We start from the raw sequence: 20,710 nt of genomic DNA on the forward strand, positions 1-20,710 counted from the left end.
TTATGAACGAGATCTCACTGATGCCAGAAGAGCAGTACCAGCGTTTGCAGCAGCGTAATGCTGACGATGTGAAAATGCTCTGGGACCTGCTGGATGCGATTAAAGATCCGGAGATCCCCGCGCTGAGCATCTGGGATCTGGGGATTTTACGTGATGTGCAGCGTAACGGCGAACAGGTGATAGTCACCATAACGCCAACGTACTCCGGCTGTCCGGCAATGGACAATATCACCACCGATGTGATTCAGCTGTTGAATGACAATGGTTACCGGGATGCGACGGTAAAACTGTCACTTTCACCCGCCTGGAGTTCGGAGTGGATGTCGCCAGAAGGGCGTAAGAAGTTGCGTGAATATGGTATTGCACCGCCTGAGGATGCTGGTTTGGATGACGATGGGTTAACCCCGGATGCGCATGCAGCCTGTCCCCACTGCGCTTCACGTAATACCCGAAGAATCAGTGAGTTTGGTTCCACCGCCTGTAAAGCACTGTTTCAGTGTGATGATTGTGGTGAACCATTCGATTATTTCAAAAAGATCTGATGATTAATCAGCTCTATAAAAACAAAAGGTGAAGCATGTCAGACACCAATTTCTACACGCTGAAAATCGCCGATGTGCAGCCGGAAACGGACACCGCGATCTGCGTCAGTTTTGCAGTACCGGCTGAACTAACCGATAAGTTCAAATTTATTCAGGGTCAGTTTCTGACTCTGCGTGCCACCATCGATGGTGAAGATGTCCGTCGATCTTACTCGATCTGCTCTGGCGTCAATGATGGTCATATGCGGGTAGGTATCAAGCGGGTTAAGAACGGTAAGTTCTCCAATTTTGCTAACGATACCTTTAAGCCCGGTATGTCCGTTGAGGTGATGCCGCCACAGGGGAGCTTCTATACTCAACTGAGCCCTGAAAACAGTAAAGATTATATGTGTATCGCTGTGGGCTCCGGCATCACGCCGATGATCTCCATTATGAAATCGGTGCTGGATACTGAGCCGGGTTCAAAGGTAACGCTGATCTACGGTAACCGCCGCAGTAACTCGGTGATGTTTAAAGATGAACTGAACTTCATTAAGAACCGCTATATGAACCGCTTTCAGTGGATCAATATAATGGACTATGAAGATCAGGGGGCTGATCTGCTGAATGGCCGGATCGACAATGCTAAAGGTTACGCGTTGCAGAAAGCCGGACTGATCAATATTAAAACGGTTGATGATGCCTTTATCTGTGGCCCTGAATCGATGATGTCAGAGGTCTCCCGGGGGTTCCGTCTGGAGGGGCTGACCGATGAGCAGATTCATTATGAACTGTTTGCTAACTCCTCGGCAGATTCGAAAGAGATGCTGGAAAAAGCCGCTAAACGTAAAGAGCAGTTTGGCGAAGAGAAAATGTCTAAAGTGACCGTGCGTGCAGATGGCCGGGCGGTGATGTTTGATCTGGCCACAGTGGGTGAAAATATACTCGATGCCGGGATGCACAATGGTCTCGACCTGCCATACTCCTGTAAAGCCGGTGTCTGCTCCACCTGTAAATGTAAGCTGGTCGAAGGGGAGGTGGATATGGATATCTCCCATGGTCTGGAACCCCACGAGATTGAAGCGGGTTATGTGCTCAGCTGTCAGGCCCACCCGATCTCTGACACCGTCGTGGTGGATTTCGACCAGCGCTGATCTCTTCTTCACTATGTACTTCCTTGTTGGATCTTTCTTCCTTGTTGAAGCTTAGCCCGGCTCTTTAGCCGGGTTTTTTTTTATAAAAGGGGGAACTGGTACGGGTATAGATAGCTGTAAAGGGGCAAGTAAAGGCCATGACTTCGCCTAAAAAATTGATATCAGGTGGTTTACTGTTCAATTAATTATTCAATTGAATGGCACTATACTCGTCTGGTAGCTATTTATTTGGTATGGTTGCGCCAATTTAGTGACGGTAGCGCAGAGATTGCTGCTATCGAGCAAAGCGTATTGAGGTTGCCATGGTTTTTCACTCGTCAAAGCTGGAAAAATATAGTCCATCCAGCCAGTTTTTCGATATTAATGAGTTTCCATTCTACTGGATCGCTCGTGTAAACGCTTTGTATTCCCAGGAAATGGAAAAAACGCTGAAACCCCTGGGGATGGATATCGCCCGCTGGCGGGTAGCCGTGCTGCTGAGTTTGTATGGCACCTTGAGTATTTCTGATATTGCAGAACATGCGATCGGTAAGCTGCCAACCATGACAAAAATTGTCTATCGTATGCGTGATGCCGGGCTGGTTGAGGTTAATGCGTCAGAAACGGATGGTCGTGTTACCGTGGTGTCATTGACTGACGAGGGCCACGACAAAGTTAAAATGGTATTAAAGACGACTGAAAAAAAGGTGTTTGCTAAGGCTTTTAAGGGGTTCACAGAGCCCCAGATTAAGAAATCTACTGAGCTGCTTCGGCGTTATTTTATCAATATGTCAGCCGAATAGACTTTCCGGTCTCAGGGAAAAGCCCCCGTTCAGGCAACTGAACGGGGGCTTTTTTGTACCTGAATTTTGGCTTCGGAATGCTGTTATATCTTGAAAAATAGTATTAAAAAAATAATTTTTTGTGAATTTTTATATCATTCCTTCAATTTATTTGTGTTTATTAAGTCACTGATTAGTAAGTAATTATACTTGTCTTGTGTTTCTTTAAGGTGTTTTTTTCGCTAAATAATAGATGAATATTCAACTAAATTTAGTTGACACTTCAAGTGAAATATATAATTCTTGATTCAGATCAACAATCAACACTCTTCTTGGTGAGAGTGATGATTAATTAGAACAAGAATGATGTGAGTAGCTGAATGATGTCTATTTTTTCTCAGCGTATTTCTCAGGGTGGTCAGGGTTACCGGGTAGCCGTGAAAGATACGATAGATGTGCAGGGTTTGCCGACCATTGCGGGGTGTCAGGCGCTTGAAGATGCCTTGCCTGCGCAAGAGAATGCAGACGTCGTTAATGCGGCTTTGAATGCAGGTTGCCAGTTAGTCGGTAAAACCAATCTGCATGAACTTGCCTATGGCATGACCGGGGTTAATCATTGGGCAGGAACGCCGGTTAACTATCACTACCCGGATCTGATTCCGGGCGGCTCATCCAGTGGTTCTGCTGTGGCGGTCGCTGCAGGAGAGGCAGACTTCTCTATCGGGACTGATACTGGGGGATCGGTTCGGGTACCTGCTGCCTGTTGTGGTGTTTACGGCCTCAAGCCAACCTTTGGTCGGGTGAGTCGCCGGGGTGTTTTGCCTGCAGAAACGACGCTCGACTGTGTCGGCATATTTGCCACTTCTGCAAAAATGCTGAAAACCGCCATGCAGGTGATTGATCCATCCTTTGAGCCGACTGTATTACCGAAGACTATTCGCCTCGGTCGGGTGGATGTCGCCGCCGATCCGCTTATCTCAGACACCATTGACGCATTTTTAAGTCGCCTGAAGTATGACACTACTCCGGTGGTTTTATCTTCATTTTCTGATGCGTTTACAGCCGGAATGGTGGTCATTAATGCGGAAACCTGGCGCGCCTGCGGTGATCTCCTTGAAACCGGCAAAGTCGGTGAGGATGTAGCGCTGCGTTTAGCCAATGCCGCTAATACCACCGATGATCAGTTGCGTGAAGCCGAAGTTGTCCGCGAACGCTTTACTAAACAGGTAGATGAGGCACTACAGCAGGTCTCTGTTCTTGTCTTACCAACACTTCCCGCATTTCCGATGAGCCTTGCCGATGCGCTGGCGGGCAAAACTGATCTGAGCATCTCTGCGCTGGTGCGTCCATTCAATCTATCGGGCCATCCGGCTCTTTCTGTCCCTCTTCAAACCGCTGACAACCGTCCGGTTGGACTGCAGCTGGTGGGGCGCAAAGGTGAAGATGAAATGCTATGCGAACTCGCTTGCGTATTGAGTGAGTTTTTACCTCAACAAAATAATAACAGTGTGGAGTATTGAGTAATGACTTCCAATGTCATCAACAAAGAGATCTGGGGCGGCGCTGCAGAGTTTGATTCCCTGCTGGCAGAGATTCGTTGTCGTCGCCAGGAGTTTGAAGATCAGAAATATATCTCTCAGGATATTATCGAACGGTTTAAATCGATCGGTGTTTACCGGGCGTTAGTGCCGAAACGTTTTGGTGGGGATGAAAAATCACCTGCTGAGTTTTTACAGATGGTGGAAGCGATCTCCGCCGCTGATGGTTCAGCGGGTTGGGTTGCCAGCTTTGGAATGAACCCTGCGTATCTGGCCTGTTTACCCCTGGAAACCATTGAAAAGGTGTGGGCGGAAACGGCGGATGTTGTATTTGCCGGTGGTATTTTTCCGCCGCAACCTGCGAAGCGGGTTGAGGGTGGATTTTTGGTCAAGGGACGCTGGCAGTTTGGCAGTGGCTGCATGGGCGCCAGTGTTTGTGGTGTGGGTATTGCGCCGGATGATGGCCAGTCGTTACCCCGGATGGCGGTGATGCCGCAGGAGAAGCTGACCATTGAACCCACCTGGGATGTGATCGGTATGGTTGGCACCGGTTCCCACGATCTGGTGGTCGACAACGTGGTGGTGCCTGAGGAGTGGACTTTTACCCGGGGTGGCAAACCTAACCTTGATGATCCGTTTTTCAAGTATCCCTCGCTGGCGTTTGCCACTCAGGTGTTGTCGGTGACAACACTGGGTCTGGCCCGTGAAGCGATCGATGTTGTGCTGGGTATGGCAGCCGGTCGTAAATCGGTGACCGGAGCGCCCAACCTGGGTGAGCGTGAATATGTACAGATGGAGATCGCCAAGGCGGAAGCGAAAGTGCGATCTTCCCGGGCGTTTTTCTACGAAGCGACAGATGACGCATGGCAGGCGATTCAGAAGGGGGGGACCCCATCACCGGAACAGGTCAGCATGCTACGGCTGGCATCCACTAATCTGACCCACGAATGTGCTGAAGCGATTCGCATCGCTTATCAGGTTTCCGGTATGACGGGCGCCTATAACGACCATCCTCTGTCACGCATTATGCGTGATTCCATGATGTGTACGCAGCATGCCTTTATGGGGGCAATTACATACAAAAATGCCGGGGCGATGCTGTTTGAACATCAGCCGCTGCCTGGTTATCTGTAATCCAAACCGCAGGTTTTTTAACCTCCAGATTCTAAGAGAGAGAATGTTATGAGCGAAAACACTATGCACCGGGTTCTTTTTTGTATCGGCGTTAATCAGAACTTTATGGATGCTCCCCAGAGTGAAATGGGCGATGTCTGGCAGGCCTTCAGTGCCATGATGAAGGGGATTGCAGAGCTCCCCGGAGTCAACGTGCTGGGGATTATGGATGATGACCGGATTCAGGTGGGACCTTCAACCAGTTCACCGTGGACCGCTTACATTATGGCGGATGTGCCTGACCTGGAAACGATTATTGAAGCCTGTAACTTCTTCCGTTCAACCCCGGTGGGTGACGGCACCTACAAGCTTTGGAAGTACTGCAAGGTTGAGGCCCGTATCGGTCGCGAACTTGTGGTTCCGTCCTGATCTGGTTGCTGGAGACTGTCTGATGGCTACCCGGGAAACCGTTGCATCCTTATCAAAGCGCCTGAAACGGTTTGAGGATGAACACGCGATTCGGCGTTGCATGAACCGCTATATGTACCTGTGCGACCTGCTGGATGCTGGCTTTGAACTGAACGACCTGATGGCGCTGTTTACCAAAGATGCCGTCTGGGAAGGACATGGCAGACGCTACGGTAAAACCTTTGGCTGTCACCAGGGCGCTGATGCGATTCAGGCGATGTTCGCCAAATACACGCAACCGCCAGCGCATTTTGCCACCAATGTGCATTTTCTCACCAGCGAGTTGATTGATGTGCAGGGGGAGGAAGCGTCTGGAAGCTGGGTGTTATTGCAGACCTCGACCTTTAGCAGCGGTAAGTCTCAGCTGAGCAGTGCGCGCCTCACAGTCCGGTTTCGTTGTGAGCAGGATGAGTGGCGTATCAGCCACTTTCAGACCGAAAGTTTGTTTAACCGGCCGGTAAAAACGCCCTGGGATCAGCCTGCTGATCTGCCAGTGCCTGAGTGACCGGCCTGTTGACTAAATCAAAAGCAGTTAATAAAAGAACAAGAGTTGGGGAATCCCATGAGTAATAAGATCGATGTAAAAAATATCGCGGCTGATTACGAGAGTATGGTCAAGCCGGATAAAGTGCACACCTCTCTGTATTCTAATCCAGAGATCTTTGAGGAAGAGCTGGATAAAATTTTTAACAACACCTGGGTTTGGGTCGGCCACGAAAGTGAAGTCCCTGAGGTCGGCTCCTATAAAACCGCGATGATCGGTCGTCATTCGGTGATCGTCAGCCGTGACCGTAAGCGCAATATTCATGTCTTGCTAAATCGCTGCCGTCACCGTGCCGCGACTGTCTGCGAAGGCAAAAAAGGCAAAACCAAAAGCTTTATGTGTCCTTACCACGGTTGGGGATACTCTCTCGACGGCGCGCTGCGCGCAATTCCCAAGCCGGAAGAGTATGAAGGTGTATTTGATAAGTCAGAACTGCCGCTGATCAGTCTGCGCTTTGAAACCTATCAGGGGCTGATTTTTGCCACGTTTAAAGAGGATATTCAGCCACTGGAGGAGTTCCTTGGCGGGGCAAAAAAATGGATCGATCTGTTTGTTAAACAGAGCGGCGGTTTTCCACTGAAAGTACTCGGAGATCACCGTTTCCGTTTTCCGGGTAACTGGAAAATTCAGCTGGAAAACACCACGGATGCTTACCACTTCCCGATTGTGCATAAGTCTTTTGTTTCCTCAGTTGATGAGCAAACCGCAGATATCTTCGACTTCCTCGATGGTGAAGGTCATGTCGAGGATCTGGGTAATGGCCACAGTGTGATGGTGATGATTCCTGAACTGGTCGATCTGGAGCATGATCTTGAAGCCCCGATCCCGGAACGCTTCCAGGATCTGGCGGATGAACTGGCTGCTGAAGGCCATTCTGATCTGGAAGTTCGCCGTATGGTGCGTGCTGTTGGCGGTTCTGGTTTCAACCTTAACCTGTTCCCGAATGTTGCCTGCTCGATGGCGTTTTTCCGCGTGCTGGCACCGGTTTCCGTGAATGAGACAGAGATCCACCATGTGGCTCTGGGGGGCGAGGGTGCTCCGGCGGCATTTAACCAGATGCGTCTGCGTTTACATGAACATTTCCAGGGGCCAATGGGCTTTGGAACACCGGACGATGCGGAAGCATGGGAGCGGGTTCAGAAAGGTTCTCAGGCGGGTAATGAGGAGTGGATTCTGCTGAATCGCGGCCAGAACCATCTGACCACCAGTCCGGATGGCAATGTCTCCGGTGCGGTGTGTTCTGAGACCGGCATGCGCGCTGCTTACCAGCAGTGGAAAAAGATGATGATTGCCTGATTGAGCTGATTGAGAGGAGATAAAAAAATGACAGATTTAAGTTTGCTGAATCAGGTAACGGCCTTTATTAACACCGAAGCCGATATGCTTGATTTTCAGGAGTATAACGAGTGGTTGGGGCTGTGGAGTGATACCGGTGTCTACGTGGTGCCGGTCGATCCTAAGGAAACCGACTTTGCCAATACACTTAACTATGCCTACGACAAAGCCGAAATGCGGCGTTTGCGGGTGAACCGTCTGTTGAGCGGCGAAGCCGTATCAACCCAGACAACCGATAAAACCGTTCGCGGCTTATCCCGCTTCCGTATTCTTGAGGATAGCGACAGCCATGTCACCGTTCGTTGTGCCATGTATCTGAGCGAATGCCGTCACGGCAATCTGAAGAGCTATCCGGCCGATGTCACCTATAAGCTGGCCAGGACCGGTAACGACTTCCAGATCGAAGAAAAGGTCGTTCGGTTACAGAATGCAGATGCTTATCTGAGCAGTATTGGTTACATCCTTTAAGGGGGTCCAGATGACTGAGAAAACACAAACCGATCAGGTTGCTCTGGTCACCGGTGCTGCTCAGGGGCTGGGTAAAGCAATTGCTAAAAGTCTGTTTAATGCAGGATTTGCTGTTGTCGTTACCGATGCCAATGAGGGCGGAGCACAAGAGACGGCCCTTGAGATTGATGCCTCTCAGGAGCGTGTACTGGCGCTGAAGCTGGATGTACTGCTTAAGAGCGATTTTTCTGAAGCGCTTGAGACCGCTGTGGTCCGTTTTGGCAAAGTCGATGCGCTGGTGAATAACGCAGCGATGACACCGACGACACCGGTGATGGAGATTACTCCGGAGGAGTTTGACAAGGTCGTCAGCGTGAATATGCGCGGAACCTTCTTCGGTTGTCAGGTGTTTGGTCAGTATTTTGCCGACAAAGGCTATGGGCGCATCGTTAACCTGGCGTCACTGGCAGGACAGAATGGCGGCACCGCTTCCGGAGCTCACTATGCATCCAGCAAAGGCGCCATCCTGACGATGACGAAAATCTTTGCCCGTCAACTAGCAGAGTCAGGTGTCACGGTGAACGCTGTGGCACCGGGACCTATCGATCTGCCTTCAGTACGTGCACTGGTACCACCGGAGCGTCTTGAGCAGATAATCAACGAGATGATTCCGGTTAAAGCGCTGGGTAATGCTGAGTTTGTTGCGGATATGGTGACGAAACTGGCAAGTCCTGAAGCGTCTTTTGTCACAGGTGCTGCCTGGGATGTGAATGGCGGAATTTTCATGCGCTAAGGCGTTAAGACTTGGGCATTAAGACCCGGGCATTCAGTCGGGCCTGGAGTGCAGGCCCGACAGTACGACTTTTTAAGGGTGAGATTATGAGCGAACAGCTGATTGATGTTGTTATTAGTAAGCGTGAGGACCAGGCGGACGCCGTAGCGGTCTTTGAACTGATGGCAAAAGATGGCAATAACCTGCCTGCCTTTGATGCCGGGTCCCACATCGATGTGCATGTGACACCTGATATTGTGCGTCAGTACTCCCTCAGTAATGACCCTGATAACAGTGCTGTCTATCGCCTGGGGATTTTGAATGATCCTGCGTCACGGGGCGGCTCGGTTGCGATCCATAAAAACTTTCACACTGGGGCTGAGATTCAGATCAGCGCCCCCCGTAACCATTTCCCTCTGGACCTGTCTGCAGAGCGCACCATTCTGGTGGGTGGTGGGATTGGTATCACGCCGATGCTGACCATGGCCTATACACTGCGGGCGGCGGGTAAAGCGTTTGAACTGCATTACTGTTGCCGAACCCGCAGCAGTGCTGGTTTTCTCGATGAACTGGCCGCCGAGTTTGGTGATTGTGTAAAGCTGCACTTTGATGATGAGGGCGACGGGCAGCGTTTTGATCCTCAGGGGGCTTTCGCGCCGGTGACAGCGGATACTCATATCTATGTCTGTGGCCCTTCAGGCTTTATGGATTGGGTGATCTCGACTGCTGAAAACGCCGGATTCGACAAACATAATGTCCATTTTGAATATTTCAATGCGGATATCGACTCCTCCGGCAAAGCCTTCGAGGTGGTTGCTGAGCAGAGTGGTGTTTCGGTAATGGTGGGTGAAAATCAGACCATTGTTGAAGCATTGGAAGCTGCGGGCATTAAGGTAGATGTTTCCTGCGAACAGGGGGTCTGTGGCACCTGTCTTTGCGATGTGCTGGAGGGGACGCCCGATCATAAAGATAAGTTTCTCAACGAAGAGGAGAGGGAGGATAACGACCAGATTATCCTGTGTTGCTCGCGGGCGAAAAGTAGCAAGCTGGTTCTGGATATCTGATCCAGCAAGCGACGACCGATTCAGCGGCAAGACAGAGCTTTAATGATGCGTCATAAATAGGGATGAACTGTCTGAATATAGTTGAAATGTAAACTATATTCAGACGCTCTTCTCAGGGTGGTTTTCAACTTAAAACAGATGAAGCGGGCGATTTAAGAAGCACTATTACTTTCAATAAAACTATAAAAATGAGAGCGATCAGGAGATTTTAAAATGAAAAAGTTTCTCAAAACAGTTGCTGTAGGATTTGTACTAACCCTTAGTCATGGCATCGCCAGCGCGGATACCACGCTGACGCTGTCTTCGTGGTTACCCCCTTCTCACCCGGTTGTGTCACAGATGATTGTGCCCTGGACCAAACAGGTTGAAGAGGCCACCGAGGGGCGGGTGAAGATCAATATTCTGGCCAAGGGACTGGGACATCCAAAGGTTCACTATGATATTGCCCGAGATGGTCTGGCTGATATTACTTACAGTGTTCATGGTTATACCCCCGGCCGGTTTCTGCTGACTAAGGTGGTTGAGTTTCCCTTTAGTGGTAACAGTGCTGAAGCGCTGTCCGTAGCCTACTGGCGTGTACACCAGAAATACCTGGCCAAAGCCAATGAACATAAAGATACACAACTTCTGAGTGTCTTTACCCACGGTCCGGGCATGATCCACAACAGCAAGAAAACAGTTGCGTCGGTGGCAGATCTGGACGGTATGAAACTGCGTGTTGGCGGCGGTGTGGTCAATGATGTGGCGACCTCTCTGGGGGCGGTGCCACTGTTGAAACCTGCATCTGCAAGTTATGAGTTGCTCTCCCATGGGGTTGCCGATGGCACACTGCTGCCGATGGAATCGGTTACCGCCTTCAAAATTAAAGATATTGTTACCCACACCACAATGGTGCCCGGTGGCCTTTATAACATCAGCTTCTTTCTGGTGATGAATAAAGATCGCTTTCGCAGTCTGTCACAACAGGATCAGGATGCCATCATGAGTGTGTCCGGTGAAGCCTTTTCCCAGTTAGCAGGGCGCGTCTGGGATGCTGCGGATGCGGCTGCATTGAAAGAGATGAAGGACAACGGCAATGAGATCACCGTCGCTGATGATGCGTTTATCGCAGAGATAAAACAGCGCACCTCTAACCTTGAGTCTGACTGGATTAAAGAAGCCGGAAAGCGTGGTGTCGATGGAGCGGCCGCTTTGGCTGAGCTGCGTCAGATTACCGCAAGTTATAACAAGTAACCGAGTCCGCTTATGAGCTTCTTGAAATCTTTGTTCAGGACTCAGGTATGGATCCGCCCGTTCGAGTTTCTTTTCGAACGGGTGCTTGCCTACACTGCTGCGCTGGCCATGTTTACCATGATGGTGGTAACGCTGGTGGATGTAGTCGGGCGGGATCTGTTCTCTGCGCCCCTGCCAGGTGGCTTTGAAGTGACAGAGCTGCTACTTGCATCACTCATATTTCTCGGTTTGCCAATGGTGACGGCGGAAGGGTCCCATGTCGATGTGGACATTATGGACTCGACCATTCCGGCTTTTCTCAAACCCTTGCAGGATATTGCTATCTGCGTGGTTAACCTTATCGCATTTGCAGCCCTCTCCTGGATGATGTGGAAACTGGCGATCCGCACCTACGAATATGAAGACACCACGGCCATTCTGCAGATCCCTTTTGCAGGGCTGGTGTTTCTGATGGCGGTTTGCTGTTCGTTGTCCACCTGGGCACTGATGCTGATGCTGGTGTTTAAGCGAGGCAAAAAACTGTTCAGCCATGATCATGGTGATACTGCTGTTAAAGAGGTGAAGTAATCCTATGGAAATAAGTCTGATTGGTTTTGCCGCCTTGCTGTTCCTTATCTTCGCGCGTGTACCGCTGGGTTATGCGATGGGTATTGTCGGTGTCTGCGGTTTTGCCTATGTGCAACAGGTGGAGTTTGGTAATCCACGGGGCTGGGATGCAGCGTTAAACATGATTTCTCAGGTGTCCTTTGAAACCGGTTTATCCTACAGCTTGTCGGTGGTTCCGCTGTTTATTCTGATGGGGAACTTTATTACTGAGGCGGGATTGTCCTCCCAGTTATATCGCGCCTCGAATGCGTTTCTGGGCCACTTTAAAGGGGGCCTGGCGCTGGCAACAGTGGTGTCCTGCGGTGCATTTTCGGCAGTCTGCGGCAGCTCTATGGCGACTGCAGCCACCATGTCCAGAGTCGCAATGCCCTCAATGCGAAAGTATAAATATTCCGATGGCCTGGCCAGCGGTTCAATCGCAGCCGGGGGGACGCTGGGCATTCTTATCCCACCCAGTGTGATTCTGGTGGTCTATGGCATGATCACTGAAACGGATATCGGTCTGTTGTTTATCGCCGGATTACTGCCAGGGCTGATCGGTATTATTTTCTACATGGCTGCTGTCAGTGTGACGGTATATCTCAAGCCGGAAGCTGGCCCTGCCGGGGAGCGCTCCAGCTGGGCTGAGCGTTTCATCGCTTTCAGAGATGTCTGGACGATCTGTCTGTTGTTTTTGGTTGTCATGGGCGGCATCTACAGCGGTATTTTTACGCCCACAGAAGCGGCGGGTATCGGCGCCTCCGGTGCTTTTTTTATCGCTCTGTTTCGTCGCTGCCTGACCTTTAAACGTCTGGTTGAAACGCTGGTCAGTACGGTACGTACCACCGCCATGTTGTTCTTTCTGGTGATCGGTGCGGTGTTGTTCTCCAATTTTATCAATCTGGCAGGGTTACCCGATTCGTTGCGCGATGCCGTTCTCGGAATGGGGCTGAGCCCGATCTGGGTGATTGTCGCCATTATCGGGATCTATGTGCTGCTGGGATGTGTACTGGAAAGTATGTCGATGATTCTGCTGACGGTTCCGGTGTTTTATCCACTGGTGCAGGCGATGGGGTTTGACCTGATCTGGTTCGGCATCCTGGTGGTGGTAGTAACAGAGATCAGCCTGATCACGCCGCCGGTCGGGCTGAACGTCTTTGTCCTTAAGTCGGTGCTGCCTGATGTTAAGTTATCGACGATTTTCAAAGGCGTTACCCCTTTCTGGATCGCAGATATTGTGCGTTTGCTATTAATCGCAACGGTACCGGCAATCTCTCTGATTCTGCCGGGGATGGTGAGTTGAAACTTCCGGGCTATGAGATCTGGGTTATGAAAGCCGTTAGTTTGAGCGGCTTTCTGAACAGGAACCGACGTTAGAACAATAAAAAGGTTGAACCATGATACCTGATATCAAAACAATTCTGTATGCATCTGATCTTGGGGATGGCTCTAAAAAGGCGTTTTACATGGCGGCTAAAGAGGCCTTTAAACATAACGCTAATCTGATCTTTCTGAATGTGGTGGAGCCTGTCGGTACTTCAACGACAACCCTGCTGGAGGGATACCTTAATCCTCAGGTGATTGCTGGGATGCGTTCTGAAGGTTTCGGCAATCTGAAGGCGTTGATGGAAAGTCGTATTTCAGAGTTTTGTCTGCAGGAGCTTTCAGGCCGTGAGCCGCTGCAGAATCATCCGGTAGCCCGGATAGAGGAGGGGCCTGCGGCAGAAACCATTATTCAGGTTGCCGATGAGCTGGATGCTGATCTGATCGTGATGGGGACACGGACCCGGACTCACTCAGTGCTGGGGCGATTTTTTGTCGGCTCGACCGCCCAGTCGGTGATACAGCTGAGTAACCGGCCGGTGATGATTGTGCCGATTGAAAACTAATGCTGTCGGTACTGGCTGTCACCGATAGCCGGTTAAATCGATGTGAAAACAAAGCTGATAAAAAAATAGTTCATTAGAAATAGCTGACTAAAACAACAATAAGAGGATTAACAAAATGAAAAAGGGTGTAATGCGTCCCGGTCATGTGCAGCTCCGGGTGTTGGATATCGAAGAAGCGCTGGCTCATTATCGGGATCTGCTGGGGCTGATTGAGGTGGAGCGTGATGATCAGGGGCGTGCCTATCTGAAAGGCTGGACCGAAGTGGATAAGTTCTCCGTTGTCCTGCGTCAGGCCGATGAGCCGGGTATGGACTTTATGGGCTTTAAGGTGCTCAACAATACAGTGCTGGAGAAGCTTGAGAGCGACCTGACAGCGTACGGCTGTGCGGTGGAGCATATTGCAGCGGGTGAGCTGAGTGGCTGCGGTCGTCGCATCCGTTTTGAAGCACCGACCGGACACCGCTTTGAACTCTATGCGGAAAAAGAGCAGCCCGGTAAATGGGGGGTATCCAATGTTAATCCGGAAGCCTGGCCGATGGATCTGAAAGGGATGAAAGCCACGCGCTTTGATCACTGCTTGTTGTATGGGCCGAATGTTGAAGATACTTATGCGCTGTTCCGCGATGTGCTGGGCTTTGATCTGGCCGAACAGGTGGTTGATCCGGAAGGTAATCGTGTTGCGGCGTTCCTGACAGCCAGTATGAAAGCCCATGATGTGGCATTTATCGACTGCCCAGAGCCGGGTAAATTCCACCACGCCTCGTTCTACCTGGAAACCTGGGAGTCGGTGCTGCGTGCTGCGGATCTGATCTCCATGACCAACACGTCCATCGATATCGGCCCGACCCGCCACGGCCTGACCCATGGCCAGACGATCTACTTCTTCGATCCATCGGGTAACCGTAACGAAGTGTTCTGCGGTGGCGATTATCACTACCCCGATCATGAGCCGGTGACCTGGAAAGCTGAGGATCTGGGTAAGGCGATTTTCTACCATGACCGCGTGCTTAACGAGCGTTTCCTTAGCGTTCTTACTTAAGCGAGCGGTTCGGTTTTAGCATCGTCCCGGTGTGCATAGCCAGCGTTATTCATACCGGACAACGGCGGTTTACTGTTTCGATCACAATAGGAAACAGAGCGTTTACAGACAATTTTATTAAGACTTGAAGAGGTGATTAAGATGCCAATCGTCAATATTCAGATGATGGAAGGGCGTACGGATGAACAAAAAGCAGCGCTGATCCGCCAGGTGACTGATGCGGTAATGAGCGCTATCTCCTCACCGGAAGAGAGCATCAGAGTGTTGTTGCAGGAGATCCCTAAAAAACACTTTGGCATATCCGGTGTACCGGCCGATCAGTTGGGCAGGTAAGTCATCCGGGGGTGACAGTTCTATAAGAAGAAAAGGTGGTAAGTATGAGTATGCAAAATTTTGATGCGCGTGATTTTCGCCGCGCGCTTTCGCAATTTCCGACCGGTGTTACGGTTATCACAACAAATGATCAGCAGGGCCGCCCGGTTGGTGTGACCGCCAGCAGTTTCAACTCTGTCTCTGTTGAGCCACCTTTGATTTTGTGGAGTATTGATAAGGGCGCGCACAGTCTGGCGGCCTTTGAAAATTCGCAACACTTTGCGGTGAATGTGCTGAGCCGGGATCAGGTTGATCTGTCTAACCGGTTTGCCAGCCGTGGCGAAGATAAATTTAAAGATGTTATCTATGGCAAAGGGGTGGGCGACAGTCCTCTGCTGAACGACTATTCAGCCCAGTTCGAATGTAAGACCTGGGCCGTGTACGAAGGGGGGGATCATCTGATTCTGGTGGGTGAGGTACTGGATTACCGCTATAACGACAGCAATCTGCCACTGGTCTTTGCCCGGGGGAGTTATTCCGTCTCCAGCCAGCATCCATCTACGGTTAAATACGATGCCGGGGACGAGTCCGGTGAGTTTATCTCAGACTATCTGCTGTATATGTTGCGTGAGTCCTATAATCGCTTCAGTTCAGATCTTTATCCGAAGTTGCAGGCGCACGGCGGTGTTAACCCGGAAGAGTGGCGCATACTGGCGATGCTTCGTGATCATGGTGCCATGAAAACCGACGATCTGGCTCCGTTAGTGATGCAACCAGCCGTGGCGTTGCTACAGACTGCTGAGTGGATGCAGGACCGGGGACTGGTTGAGCTGGTCGACGGTTCCCTTCGTTTGTTGCCTGCGGGTACCTCGCTGGCCGATACACTGCTGGATCTGGCCAAACAGCACGAAGCCGAAGTCCTTAGCGCTCTGTCTGATGAACAGTCCAGACAGTTGAAAAACGGCTTACGAGCGATTATGGAAGGCCGCCCTTAAATACGTTTTTTTAACATCAACGGGCCTGAATCTATGTTGAAACCCTGTCTGCCGTTTGCGAGTACTCAATGAAACAGCTAACACTGCACCATCCGTCTGGAGAGTTTGTTGCCCTGATGGCGCTGTTGATGTGCATGGTGGCGCTTTCGATCGATGCGGTTTTGCCAGGTTTGGGGCCGATGGCGTCAGATCTGAATGTCAGCAACAGCAATGATATTCAGCTGGTGGTTGCGATTGTCTATGCCGGTATGGCTGTTGGACAGTTAATCTATGGCTTTCTGGCCGATGCGAAAGGGCGTAAAGTCGCTATATCTCTGGGAATTCTGATCTTTGTGCTCGGAAGCCTGGTGGCACTGTTTTCAGATAACCTGGAGATGATGCTGCTTGGTCGTTTTATGCAGGGCCTCGGTGCTGCGGGGCCCAGAACCATTACCCTGGCGATTATCCGCGATCAGTATAAAGGCAATGAGATGGCCCGGGTGCTGTCGCTGGTGATGACAATCTTTATTATCTCGCCGGTGATAGCCCCGCTGATCGGTCAGGGTATACTCTGGTTGTTTGGCTGGCGACAGATCTTTATTTTTCTGCTCGGTTTAGCCAGCATCGCCTGGCTATGGTTCTGGTTACGGCAACCGGAGACGCTGGCTGTCGAAGATCGGGTACCATTTTCAGTTAAAGAGACGCTGAGAAATCTGCGGCGGATGGTGAACGAGCATGCTGCGGTTTATTACGTGATTGCGCTGGGATTTATCTTTGGTGCCTTTATCGGTTTTCTCAACACCGTGCAGCCGGTGTTGCAAGGGATCTATAAGATGGGGGCGGCCTTTCCACTACTGTTCGCCACCCTGACCATTAGTTTTGCGGCGGCCTCATACCTGAATTCACGCTTAGTGATGCGCTTTGGCACCAAACGGCTAGCGCTGAGTGCCGCGGTGATGGTGGTGTTACTCTCGTCGGTTATGTATCTGATTACTTTTTTGTTGCAGGGAGTTCCGCCGCTCTGGGGGCTGATGATCTATCTCGGGGTGACACTGTTTTTTGTCGGCCTACAGTTTGGTAATCTGAATGCTATGGCAATGGAGCCATTTGGCCATATTGCAGGCACCGCATCGGCAGTGATTGGTAATGTCTCAACACTGTTGGCGGTGGTGTCAGGCACTCTGGTGGGGCAACTGTTTGATGCCACTGTGTTACCTTTAGTGGCTGGCTTTGGCGTATTGGCCAGTGGCGCTGCACTGTTTATTCACAGAGCGAATGTCATCCACAGCCAGCGTCCGGTTAAAATAGTTAAGTCATAGGAAGGTTTTATGTCGACTCCATACGAGCTACTCGGCGGTGAGGCCGGTGTCAGGGCGCTGGCGAACGAGTTTTATAAGGTGATGTCACAACGCGCTGAAGCCAGCACAATTCGCGCTATGCATGCAAAAGATACCTCGGAGGTTGCGGAAAAACTGTTTATGTTTTTATCCGGCTGGGTGGGCGGACCGGACCTCTATTTTCAAAAATATGGAACCGTCTGTCTGTCGAGTCAGCACGCCAGGTTTACGATCGGCAGTGACGAACGGGATCAGTGGTTGCGCTGCATGGATCAGGCTCTGGTCAATCTGAATGCTTCAGAAGAGCTGATTCAAATGCTGAAAGAGCCTGTATTCAATCTGGCTGAGATGATGCGTAACGCTGAATAGCGGCTAGTCTTCTTAATCCGGGCTTTCTTACGCTTAGAAAGCCCATATTCTCCGCTTGTTATATTTTGTTACATCTTCATACAACATTATACATTTCCACGGAATCTGGTTTACACCCTCAGGCTACTCTGTTTCCTGTGCTCAGTCTGTCCTGACCTGTACAGAGTTCTCCCCCTTCGAACTCTGACAGGTTAATCGGCAGCCATTGCAAGACAGCGGCGATGATCCGCTGCCTGACGATTATAAAAATATCGCGTGTTCGCGGAGGAAATATCGATGAAGAAATCAAATGGCCATAACCTGTCTGGTTACCTGCTATCTGCTGCAGTTGCTGCGGCAACGGCAGCCATGGCTATGCCGGCACAGGCTTACAACCTCTACTCACAGGATGGGACTGAGGTTAATCTGGATGTGGAAGCTGTTTTTGGTGTGTTCAGCAGTGATGAAACCTATGGTAATAGTGAGTCAAAACCAAGCTGGCAGGAAGGCTATATTAAGTATGGTTTCAGCGGTACTCGCGAGCTGAGTAATGGGGCATCCCTGTTCGGCGCTGCTAATGCTGTGTCTTCCGGCACCTGGGGTGATGGCGATGCTGCAGGGTTAACAACCGGTGATGAGAGCAAAACCAAAATTGAAGACCTTTACGCAGGTTTCCGCACCGATATGTTTGAGCTTTCCGTTGGTCGTCAGAATCTGAGCATCGGTGATGGTTTTATTCTTAATGGCGATTCACTTAATTTAGGTAAAGGCCTTGAGGGTATTGACCCTGCGTTTGAGCCTGACCGAGGTGGTGCATACTGGCTGGCGGCCCGTAAAGCATTTGATAAAACCGTGGTTGCCCGTGTTGGCGGCGATGATGGCGTACGCTCAGATATTTTCTGGTTAGAGTCAGATAACGCCGGTCAGGCCAGTATGGAGCTGGCGGGTATCAATCTTGAGTATGTGACTGAAAAAGGCACCTTTGGAGCGATGTATATAAAAGGCCTGGGTGTGGATGCTGGCGAAGCCGCATTCATGGGGCTTGAGGGGCGTGATGGTCAGAAAACCATCAGCGTTCGCTATCAGGGTAATGCCGGTGTTGAAAACCTGTTCCTCTCTTCAGAGTATGTTTCTCAGGAAGATGGTGTCAGTGGTGATGACACAAACGCCTGGTATGCCGAAGCAGGCTGGACCTTTGCTGATGCGCCATGGGCACCCAGTGTGAACTACCGCTTCACCAGTTACGATGAAGGCTATGATCCACTGTTCTTCGGCTTTAGCCGAGGTTATGGAACCTGGTTCCAGGGCGAGGTCGCCGCTAACTACGCCGGACCGTTTGGTACAGGTACCGATATCCACTACCTGGGGGTAACAGCGCATCCGAGCGAGATGCTCACCGTGGGCGCCGGTTACTTCAACTTTGAAGACAAGAACGATACCGATTCAGTTGATATGTCTGCTAATGAGCTGAATATCTGGGCTGAGTGGGTGGCGATGGATCATCTGATTATCAGTCCGGTACTGGGTTTCTACACACCGGATAATGCTAACAGCACGCAGGGTAACGATGACACCAATACTTACGCGCAGGTTATCGCTATCGTGCCGTTCTGATTAACACAACATAATGATAAAAAAACAGGGCTTCGGCAGAGGCCCTGTATCTCTCCAACAAAGGAATATGAGTATGAAAGAGTATTCACTGATGATCAATGGTCAGAAGACCGCGCCTCAGGGTGGTTTTTTTGACGTTCTGAACCCGGCGACCGAAGCAGTGGTTGCTCTCTGCCCTCAGGCGAGTGTTGAACAGCTGGATGAAGCGGTCAGTGCCGCACAGGCATGTTACGAAAGCTGGCAGCATTCCAGCGATGCCGAGCGGAAAAAGTTACTTCATGACATCGCTGATCGTATTGAGGCCAATGCTGCTGAGCTGGCGCAGATTATCGTTGAGGAACAGGGTAAGCCGCTGTTTCTGGCACAGATGGAAGTTGGCGGTGCTGTTGCCTGGACCCGTGCCACCGCTGAGCTGGAAATGCCGGTGGATATTCTTGAAGACAGTGATACTAAACGGGTGGAGGTGCATCGTAAGCCTCTTGGTGTCGTTGGTTCTATCACGCCGTGGAACTGGCCGTTGATGATCGCTGTCTGGCATATCATGCCGGCGATCCGTTCCGGTAATACGGTGGTTTCTAAGCCCTCCGGTCTGACACCGCTGAATACTATCCGTCTGGTGGAGATTATCAATGAAGTGGCGCCTCCAGGACTGGTCAATGTTGTCACCGGTGAAACGGGTATCGGCAGCGGTATGACCAAGCATCCGGGCATTCGCAAAATTGTATTTACCGGATCGACCCCTACCGGGCAAACCATTATGCGCGGTGCGGCCGATAACCTTAAACGCCTGACTCTGGAACTGGGCGGCAATGATGCCGGTATCGTGCTGCCGGATACCGATCCTGCGAAGGCTGCTGAGGGTATTTTCCAGACCGCATTCCTTAACATGGGGCAAACCTGTGCCGCGTTGAAGCGTCTCTATGTGCATGACTCTATCTATGAAGAGCTGTGTGAGAAGCTGGCTGATGTTGCGGCAAAACAAGTGATGGGTAATGGTCTGGATGAAGGTGTGACCTTCGGACCGGTACAGAACCGTGCTCAGCTGAATCTGGTAAACGAACTGGTTGAAGATGCCCGCGCCAATGGTGCCCGGATTATCTGTGGTGGCTCTCTGGTGGATGGCGCTGGTTATTTTTATCCACCGACTCTGGTGGCTGATGTGACTGACGGCTGCCGTCTGGTGGATGAGGAGCAGTTCGGTCCGGTGTTACCAATTATCCGTTACACCGATATTGAGGATGCGATTAAACGAGCCAATGCAACAGACGTGGGGCTGGGTGGATCTGTCTGGTCGTCAGACATTGCTAAAGCAACGCAGATTGCCGGACGTCTGGAGTGTGGTACGGCCTGGATCAATGGTCATGCAGAGCTGCTGCCTTATGCGCCTTTTGGTGGCTGTAAGATGTCAGGCTTCGGCGTTGAGTTTGGTCAGGAAGGTCTGATGGAATATACCTCTGCACAGGTTCTTAATATCAATAAATAATCGTTGCTGCTAAGTGCGCAGCACAGCATAGGAAGCAGCCTGATTAAGTGGTAGAGGCTGCTTTCTGTTATCTCTTTTTATACTTGTTTCGCCTTTGTTTATCAGAATTCTCTGTTAAATCCTGTTTCTTGATCGCCCTGCCGGGAGCGTATCCCGGTGCTTTCGTTTTCCGGTGCTCT

Annotated in this window: 22 protein-coding genes; all 22 read left to right on the forward strand. The window is 50.8% G+C overall.

Translation table 11 applies throughout. The annotated features are described in order from the left end of the window. The first annotated feature begins 2 nt into the window (after positions 1-2). The 22 genes from paaD to OCU43_RS06820 all read left to right on the forward strand — a co-directional run bounded on the left by paaD (position 3) and on the right by OCU43_RS06820 (position 20,531). Positions 3-542 carry a 1,2-phenylacetyl-CoA epoxidase subunit PaaD gene (gene paaD / locus OCU43_RS06715; RefSeq protein ID WP_091352592.1) on the forward strand — a complete coding sequence of 180 codons (540 nt, stop codon included), beginning with the start codon at positions 3-5 and terminating at the stop codon, positions 540-542. Between the two features lie 35 nt (positions 543-577). After that, positions 578-1,675: a 1,2-phenylacetyl-CoA epoxidase subunit PaaE gene (gene paaE, locus OCU43_RS06720; protein ID WP_091352595.1), complete on the forward strand. Its 1,098-nt coding sequence runs from the start codon at positions 578-580 to the stop codon at positions 1,673-1,675. 302 nt (positions 1,676-1,977) lie between these two features. Continuing rightward, positions 1,978-2,457, forward strand: coding sequence for a MarR family winged helix-turn-helix transcriptional regulator (locus tag OCU43_RS06725; protein WP_091352598.1), 480 nt, complete (start codon positions 1,978-1,980; stop codon positions 2,455-2,457). A gap of 359 nt (positions 2,458-2,816) precedes the next feature. Continuing rightward, a complete protein-coding gene (locus OCU43_RS06730) occupies positions 2,817-3,956 on the forward strand; it encodes an amidase (RefSeq protein WP_261832998.1) in 1,140 nt (379 codons plus the stop codon). Positions 3,957-3,959: 3 nt separating this feature from the next. Then, positions 3,960-5,108, forward strand: a complete 1,149-nt coding sequence (locus OCU43_RS06735) for an acyl-CoA dehydrogenase family protein (RefSeq protein ID WP_091352601.1) — start codon at positions 3,960-3,962, stop codon at positions 5,106-5,108. A 48-nt stretch (positions 5,109-5,156) separates the two neighbouring features. Further along, positions 5,157-5,516 carry an IacB protein gene (locus OCU43_RS06740; protein WP_091352604.1) on the forward strand — a complete coding sequence of 120 codons (360 nt, stop codon included), beginning with the start codon at positions 5,157-5,159 and terminating at the stop codon, positions 5,514-5,516. 22 nt (positions 5,517-5,538) lie between these two features. Next, complete coding sequence (locus OCU43_RS06745) at positions 5,539-6,060, forward strand: nuclear transport factor 2 family protein (protein ID WP_091352607.1); 522 nt, start codon at positions 5,539-5,541, stop codon at positions 6,058-6,060. Positions 6,061-6,117: 57 nt separating this feature from the next. Beyond that, the gene (locus OCU43_RS06750; protein WP_091352610.1) at positions 6,118-7,395 is read left to right on the forward strand and encodes an aromatic ring-hydroxylating oxygenase subunit alpha; all 1,278 of its coding nucleotides are present in this window, start codon (positions 6,118-6,120) and stop codon (positions 7,393-7,395) included. 27 nt (positions 7,396-7,422) lie between these two features. Beyond that, on the forward strand, positions 7,423-7,902 hold the full coding sequence (locus OCU43_RS06755; protein ID WP_091352611.1) for an aromatic-ring-hydroxylating dioxygenase subunit beta: 480 nt from the start codon (positions 7,423-7,425) through the stop codon (positions 7,900-7,902). A 10-nt stretch (positions 7,903-7,912) separates the two neighbouring features. Next, positions 7,913-8,674 (forward strand): SDR family NAD(P)-dependent oxidoreductase, encoded by a 762-nt coding sequence (locus tag OCU43_RS06760; RefSeq protein WP_091352614.1) that lies wholly within the window; start codon positions 7,913-7,915, stop codon positions 8,672-8,674. Between the two features lie 86 nt (positions 8,675-8,760). Then, on the forward strand, positions 8,761-9,717 hold the full coding sequence (locus OCU43_RS06765; protein ID WP_091352616.1) for a PDR/VanB family oxidoreductase: 957 nt from the start codon (positions 8,761-8,763) through the stop codon (positions 9,715-9,717). 213 nt (positions 9,718-9,930) lie between these two features. Then, on the forward strand, positions 9,931-10,950 hold the full coding sequence (locus OCU43_RS06770) for a TRAP transporter substrate-binding protein (protein ID WP_091352619.1): 1,020 nt from the start codon (positions 9,931-9,933) through the stop codon (positions 10,948-10,950). Between the two features lie 12 nt (positions 10,951-10,962). Further along, complete coding sequence (locus OCU43_RS06775) at positions 10,963-11,517, forward strand: TRAP transporter small permease (RefSeq protein ID WP_091352620.1); 555 nt, start codon at positions 10,963-10,965, stop codon at positions 11,515-11,517. Between the two features lie 4 nt (positions 11,518-11,521). Then, the gene (locus OCU43_RS06780; protein WP_091352623.1) at positions 11,522-12,838 is read left to right on the forward strand and encodes a TRAP transporter large permease; all 1,317 of its coding nucleotides are present in this window, start codon (positions 11,522-11,524) and stop codon (positions 12,836-12,838) included. A gap of 94 nt (positions 12,839-12,932) precedes the next feature. Beyond that, complete coding sequence (locus tag OCU43_RS06785) at positions 12,933-13,424, forward strand: universal stress protein (RefSeq protein WP_091352625.1); 492 nt, start codon at positions 12,933-12,935, stop codon at positions 13,422-13,424. Positions 13,425-13,539: 115 nt separating this feature from the next. Continuing rightward, a complete protein-coding gene (locus tag OCU43_RS06790; RefSeq protein WP_091352627.1) occupies positions 13,540-14,463 on the forward strand; it encodes a catechol 2,3-dioxygenase in 924 nt (307 codons plus the stop codon). 141 nt (positions 14,464-14,604) lie between these two features. Further along, positions 14,605-14,796: a 2-hydroxymuconate tautomerase gene (gene thmT, locus OCU43_RS06795; RefSeq protein WP_091352631.1), complete on the forward strand. Its 192-nt coding sequence runs from the start codon at positions 14,605-14,607 to the stop codon at positions 14,794-14,796. A 44-nt stretch (positions 14,797-14,840) separates the two neighbouring features. Beyond that, the gene (locus OCU43_RS06800; protein WP_091352633.1) at positions 14,841-15,770 is read left to right on the forward strand and encodes a flavin reductase; all 930 of its coding nucleotides are present in this window, start codon (positions 14,841-14,843) and stop codon (positions 15,768-15,770) included. 68 nt (positions 15,771-15,838) lie between these two features. Next, positions 15,839-17,068, forward strand: a complete 1,230-nt coding sequence (locus tag OCU43_RS06805) for a multidrug effflux MFS transporter (protein WP_091352635.1) — start codon at positions 15,839-15,841, stop codon at positions 17,066-17,068. Between the two features lie 9 nt (positions 17,069-17,077). Then, on the forward strand, positions 17,078-17,455 hold the full coding sequence (locus OCU43_RS06810) for a group II truncated hemoglobin (protein WP_091352637.1): 378 nt from the start codon (positions 17,078-17,080) through the stop codon (positions 17,453-17,455). Between the two features lie 276 nt (positions 17,456-17,731). After that, positions 17,732-19,048 (forward strand): alginate export family protein, encoded by a 1,317-nt coding sequence (locus tag OCU43_RS06815; RefSeq protein WP_091352640.1) that lies wholly within the window; start codon positions 17,732-17,734, stop codon positions 19,046-19,048. A 73-nt stretch (positions 19,049-19,121) separates the two neighbouring features. Beyond that, positions 19,122-20,531 (forward strand): aldehyde dehydrogenase family protein, encoded by a 1,410-nt coding sequence (locus OCU43_RS06820; protein ID WP_091352643.1) that lies wholly within the window; start codon positions 19,122-19,124, stop codon positions 20,529-20,531. The last annotated feature ends 179 nt before the right edge of the window (positions 20,532-20,710 follow it).

Origin of the sequence: Amphritea atlantica, from assembly GCF_024347255.1 — a bacterium.
Lineage (GTDB): Bacteria > Pseudomonadota > Gammaproteobacteria > Pseudomonadales > Balneatricaceae > Amphritea > Amphritea atlantica.

Excerpts from the sequence above, each read along its gene's own strand:
- paaD (WP_091352592.1), top strand. The coding sequence starts at position 3 with ATGAACGAGATCTCACTGATGCCAGAAGAGCAGTACCAGCGTTTGCAG.
- OCU43_RS06735 (WP_091352601.1), top strand. The coding sequence starts at position 3,960 with ATGACTTCCAATGTCATCAACAAAGAGATCTGGGGCGGCGCTGCAGAG.
- OCU43_RS06775 (WP_091352620.1), top strand. The coding sequence starts at position 10,963 with ATGAGCTTCTTGAAATCTTTGTTCAGGACTCAGGTATGGATCCGCCCG.
- OCU43_RS06760 (WP_091352614.1), top strand. The coding sequence starts at position 7,913 with ATGACTGAGAAAACACAAACCGATCAGGTTGCTCTGGTCACCGGTGCT.
- OCU43_RS06770 (WP_091352619.1), top strand. The coding sequence starts at position 9,931 with ATGAAAAAGTTTCTCAAAACAGTTGCTGTAGGATTTGTACTAACCCTT.
- OCU43_RS06800 (WP_091352633.1), top strand. The coding sequence starts at position 14,841 with ATGAGTATGCAAAATTTTGATGCGCGTGATTTTCGCCGCGCGCTTTCG.
- OCU43_RS06740 (WP_091352604.1), top strand. The coding sequence starts at position 5,157 with ATGAGCGAAAACACTATGCACCGGGTTCTTTTTTGTATCGGCGTTAAT.
- OCU43_RS06805 (WP_091352635.1), top strand. The coding sequence starts at position 15,839 with ATGAAACAGCTAACACTGCACCATCCGTCTGGAGAGTTTGTTGCCCTG.
- OCU43_RS06745 (WP_091352607.1), top strand. The coding sequence starts at position 5,539 with ATGGCTACCCGGGAAACCGTTGCATCCTTATCAAAGCGCCTGAAACGG.
- OCU43_RS06725 (WP_091352598.1), top strand. The coding sequence starts at position 1,978 with ATGGTTTTTCACTCGTCAAAGCTGGAAAAATATAGTCCATCCAGCCAG.
- OCU43_RS06820 (WP_091352643.1), top strand. The coding sequence starts at position 19,122 with ATGAAAGAGTATTCACTGATGATCAATGGTCAGAAGACCGCGCCTCAG.
- OCU43_RS06785 (WP_091352625.1), top strand. The coding sequence starts at position 12,933 with ATGATACCTGATATCAAAACAATTCTGTATGCATCTGATCTTGGGGAT.
- OCU43_RS06810 (WP_091352637.1), top strand. The coding sequence starts at position 17,078 with ATGTCGACTCCATACGAGCTACTCGGCGGTGAGGCCGGTGTCAGGGCG.
- paaE (WP_091352595.1), top strand. The coding sequence starts at position 578 with ATGTCAGACACCAATTTCTACACGCTGAAAATCGCCGATGTGCAGCCG.
- OCU43_RS06815 (WP_091352640.1), top strand. The coding sequence starts at position 17,732 with ATGAAGAAATCAAATGGCCATAACCTGTCTGGTTACCTGCTATCTGCT.
- OCU43_RS06750 (WP_091352610.1), top strand. The coding sequence starts at position 6,118 with ATGAGTAATAAGATCGATGTAAAAAATATCGCGGCTGATTACGAGAGT.
- thmT (WP_091352631.1), top strand. The coding sequence starts at position 14,605 with ATGCCAATCGTCAATATTCAGATGATGGAAGGGCGTACGGATGAACAA.
- OCU43_RS06730 (WP_261832998.1), top strand. The coding sequence starts at position 2,817 with ATGATGTCTATTTTTTCTCAGCGTATTTCTCAGGGTGGTCAGGGTTAC.
- OCU43_RS06780 (WP_091352623.1), top strand. The coding sequence starts at position 11,522 with ATGGAAATAAGTCTGATTGGTTTTGCCGCCTTGCTGTTCCTTATCTTC.
- OCU43_RS06755 (WP_091352611.1), top strand. The coding sequence starts at position 7,423 with ATGACAGATTTAAGTTTGCTGAATCAGGTAACGGCCTTTATTAACACC.
- OCU43_RS06790 (WP_091352627.1), top strand. The coding sequence starts at position 13,540 with ATGAAAAAGGGTGTAATGCGTCCCGGTCATGTGCAGCTCCGGGTGTTG.
- OCU43_RS06765 (WP_091352616.1), top strand. The coding sequence starts at position 8,761 with ATGAGCGAACAGCTGATTGATGTTGTTATTAGTAAGCGTGAGGACCAG.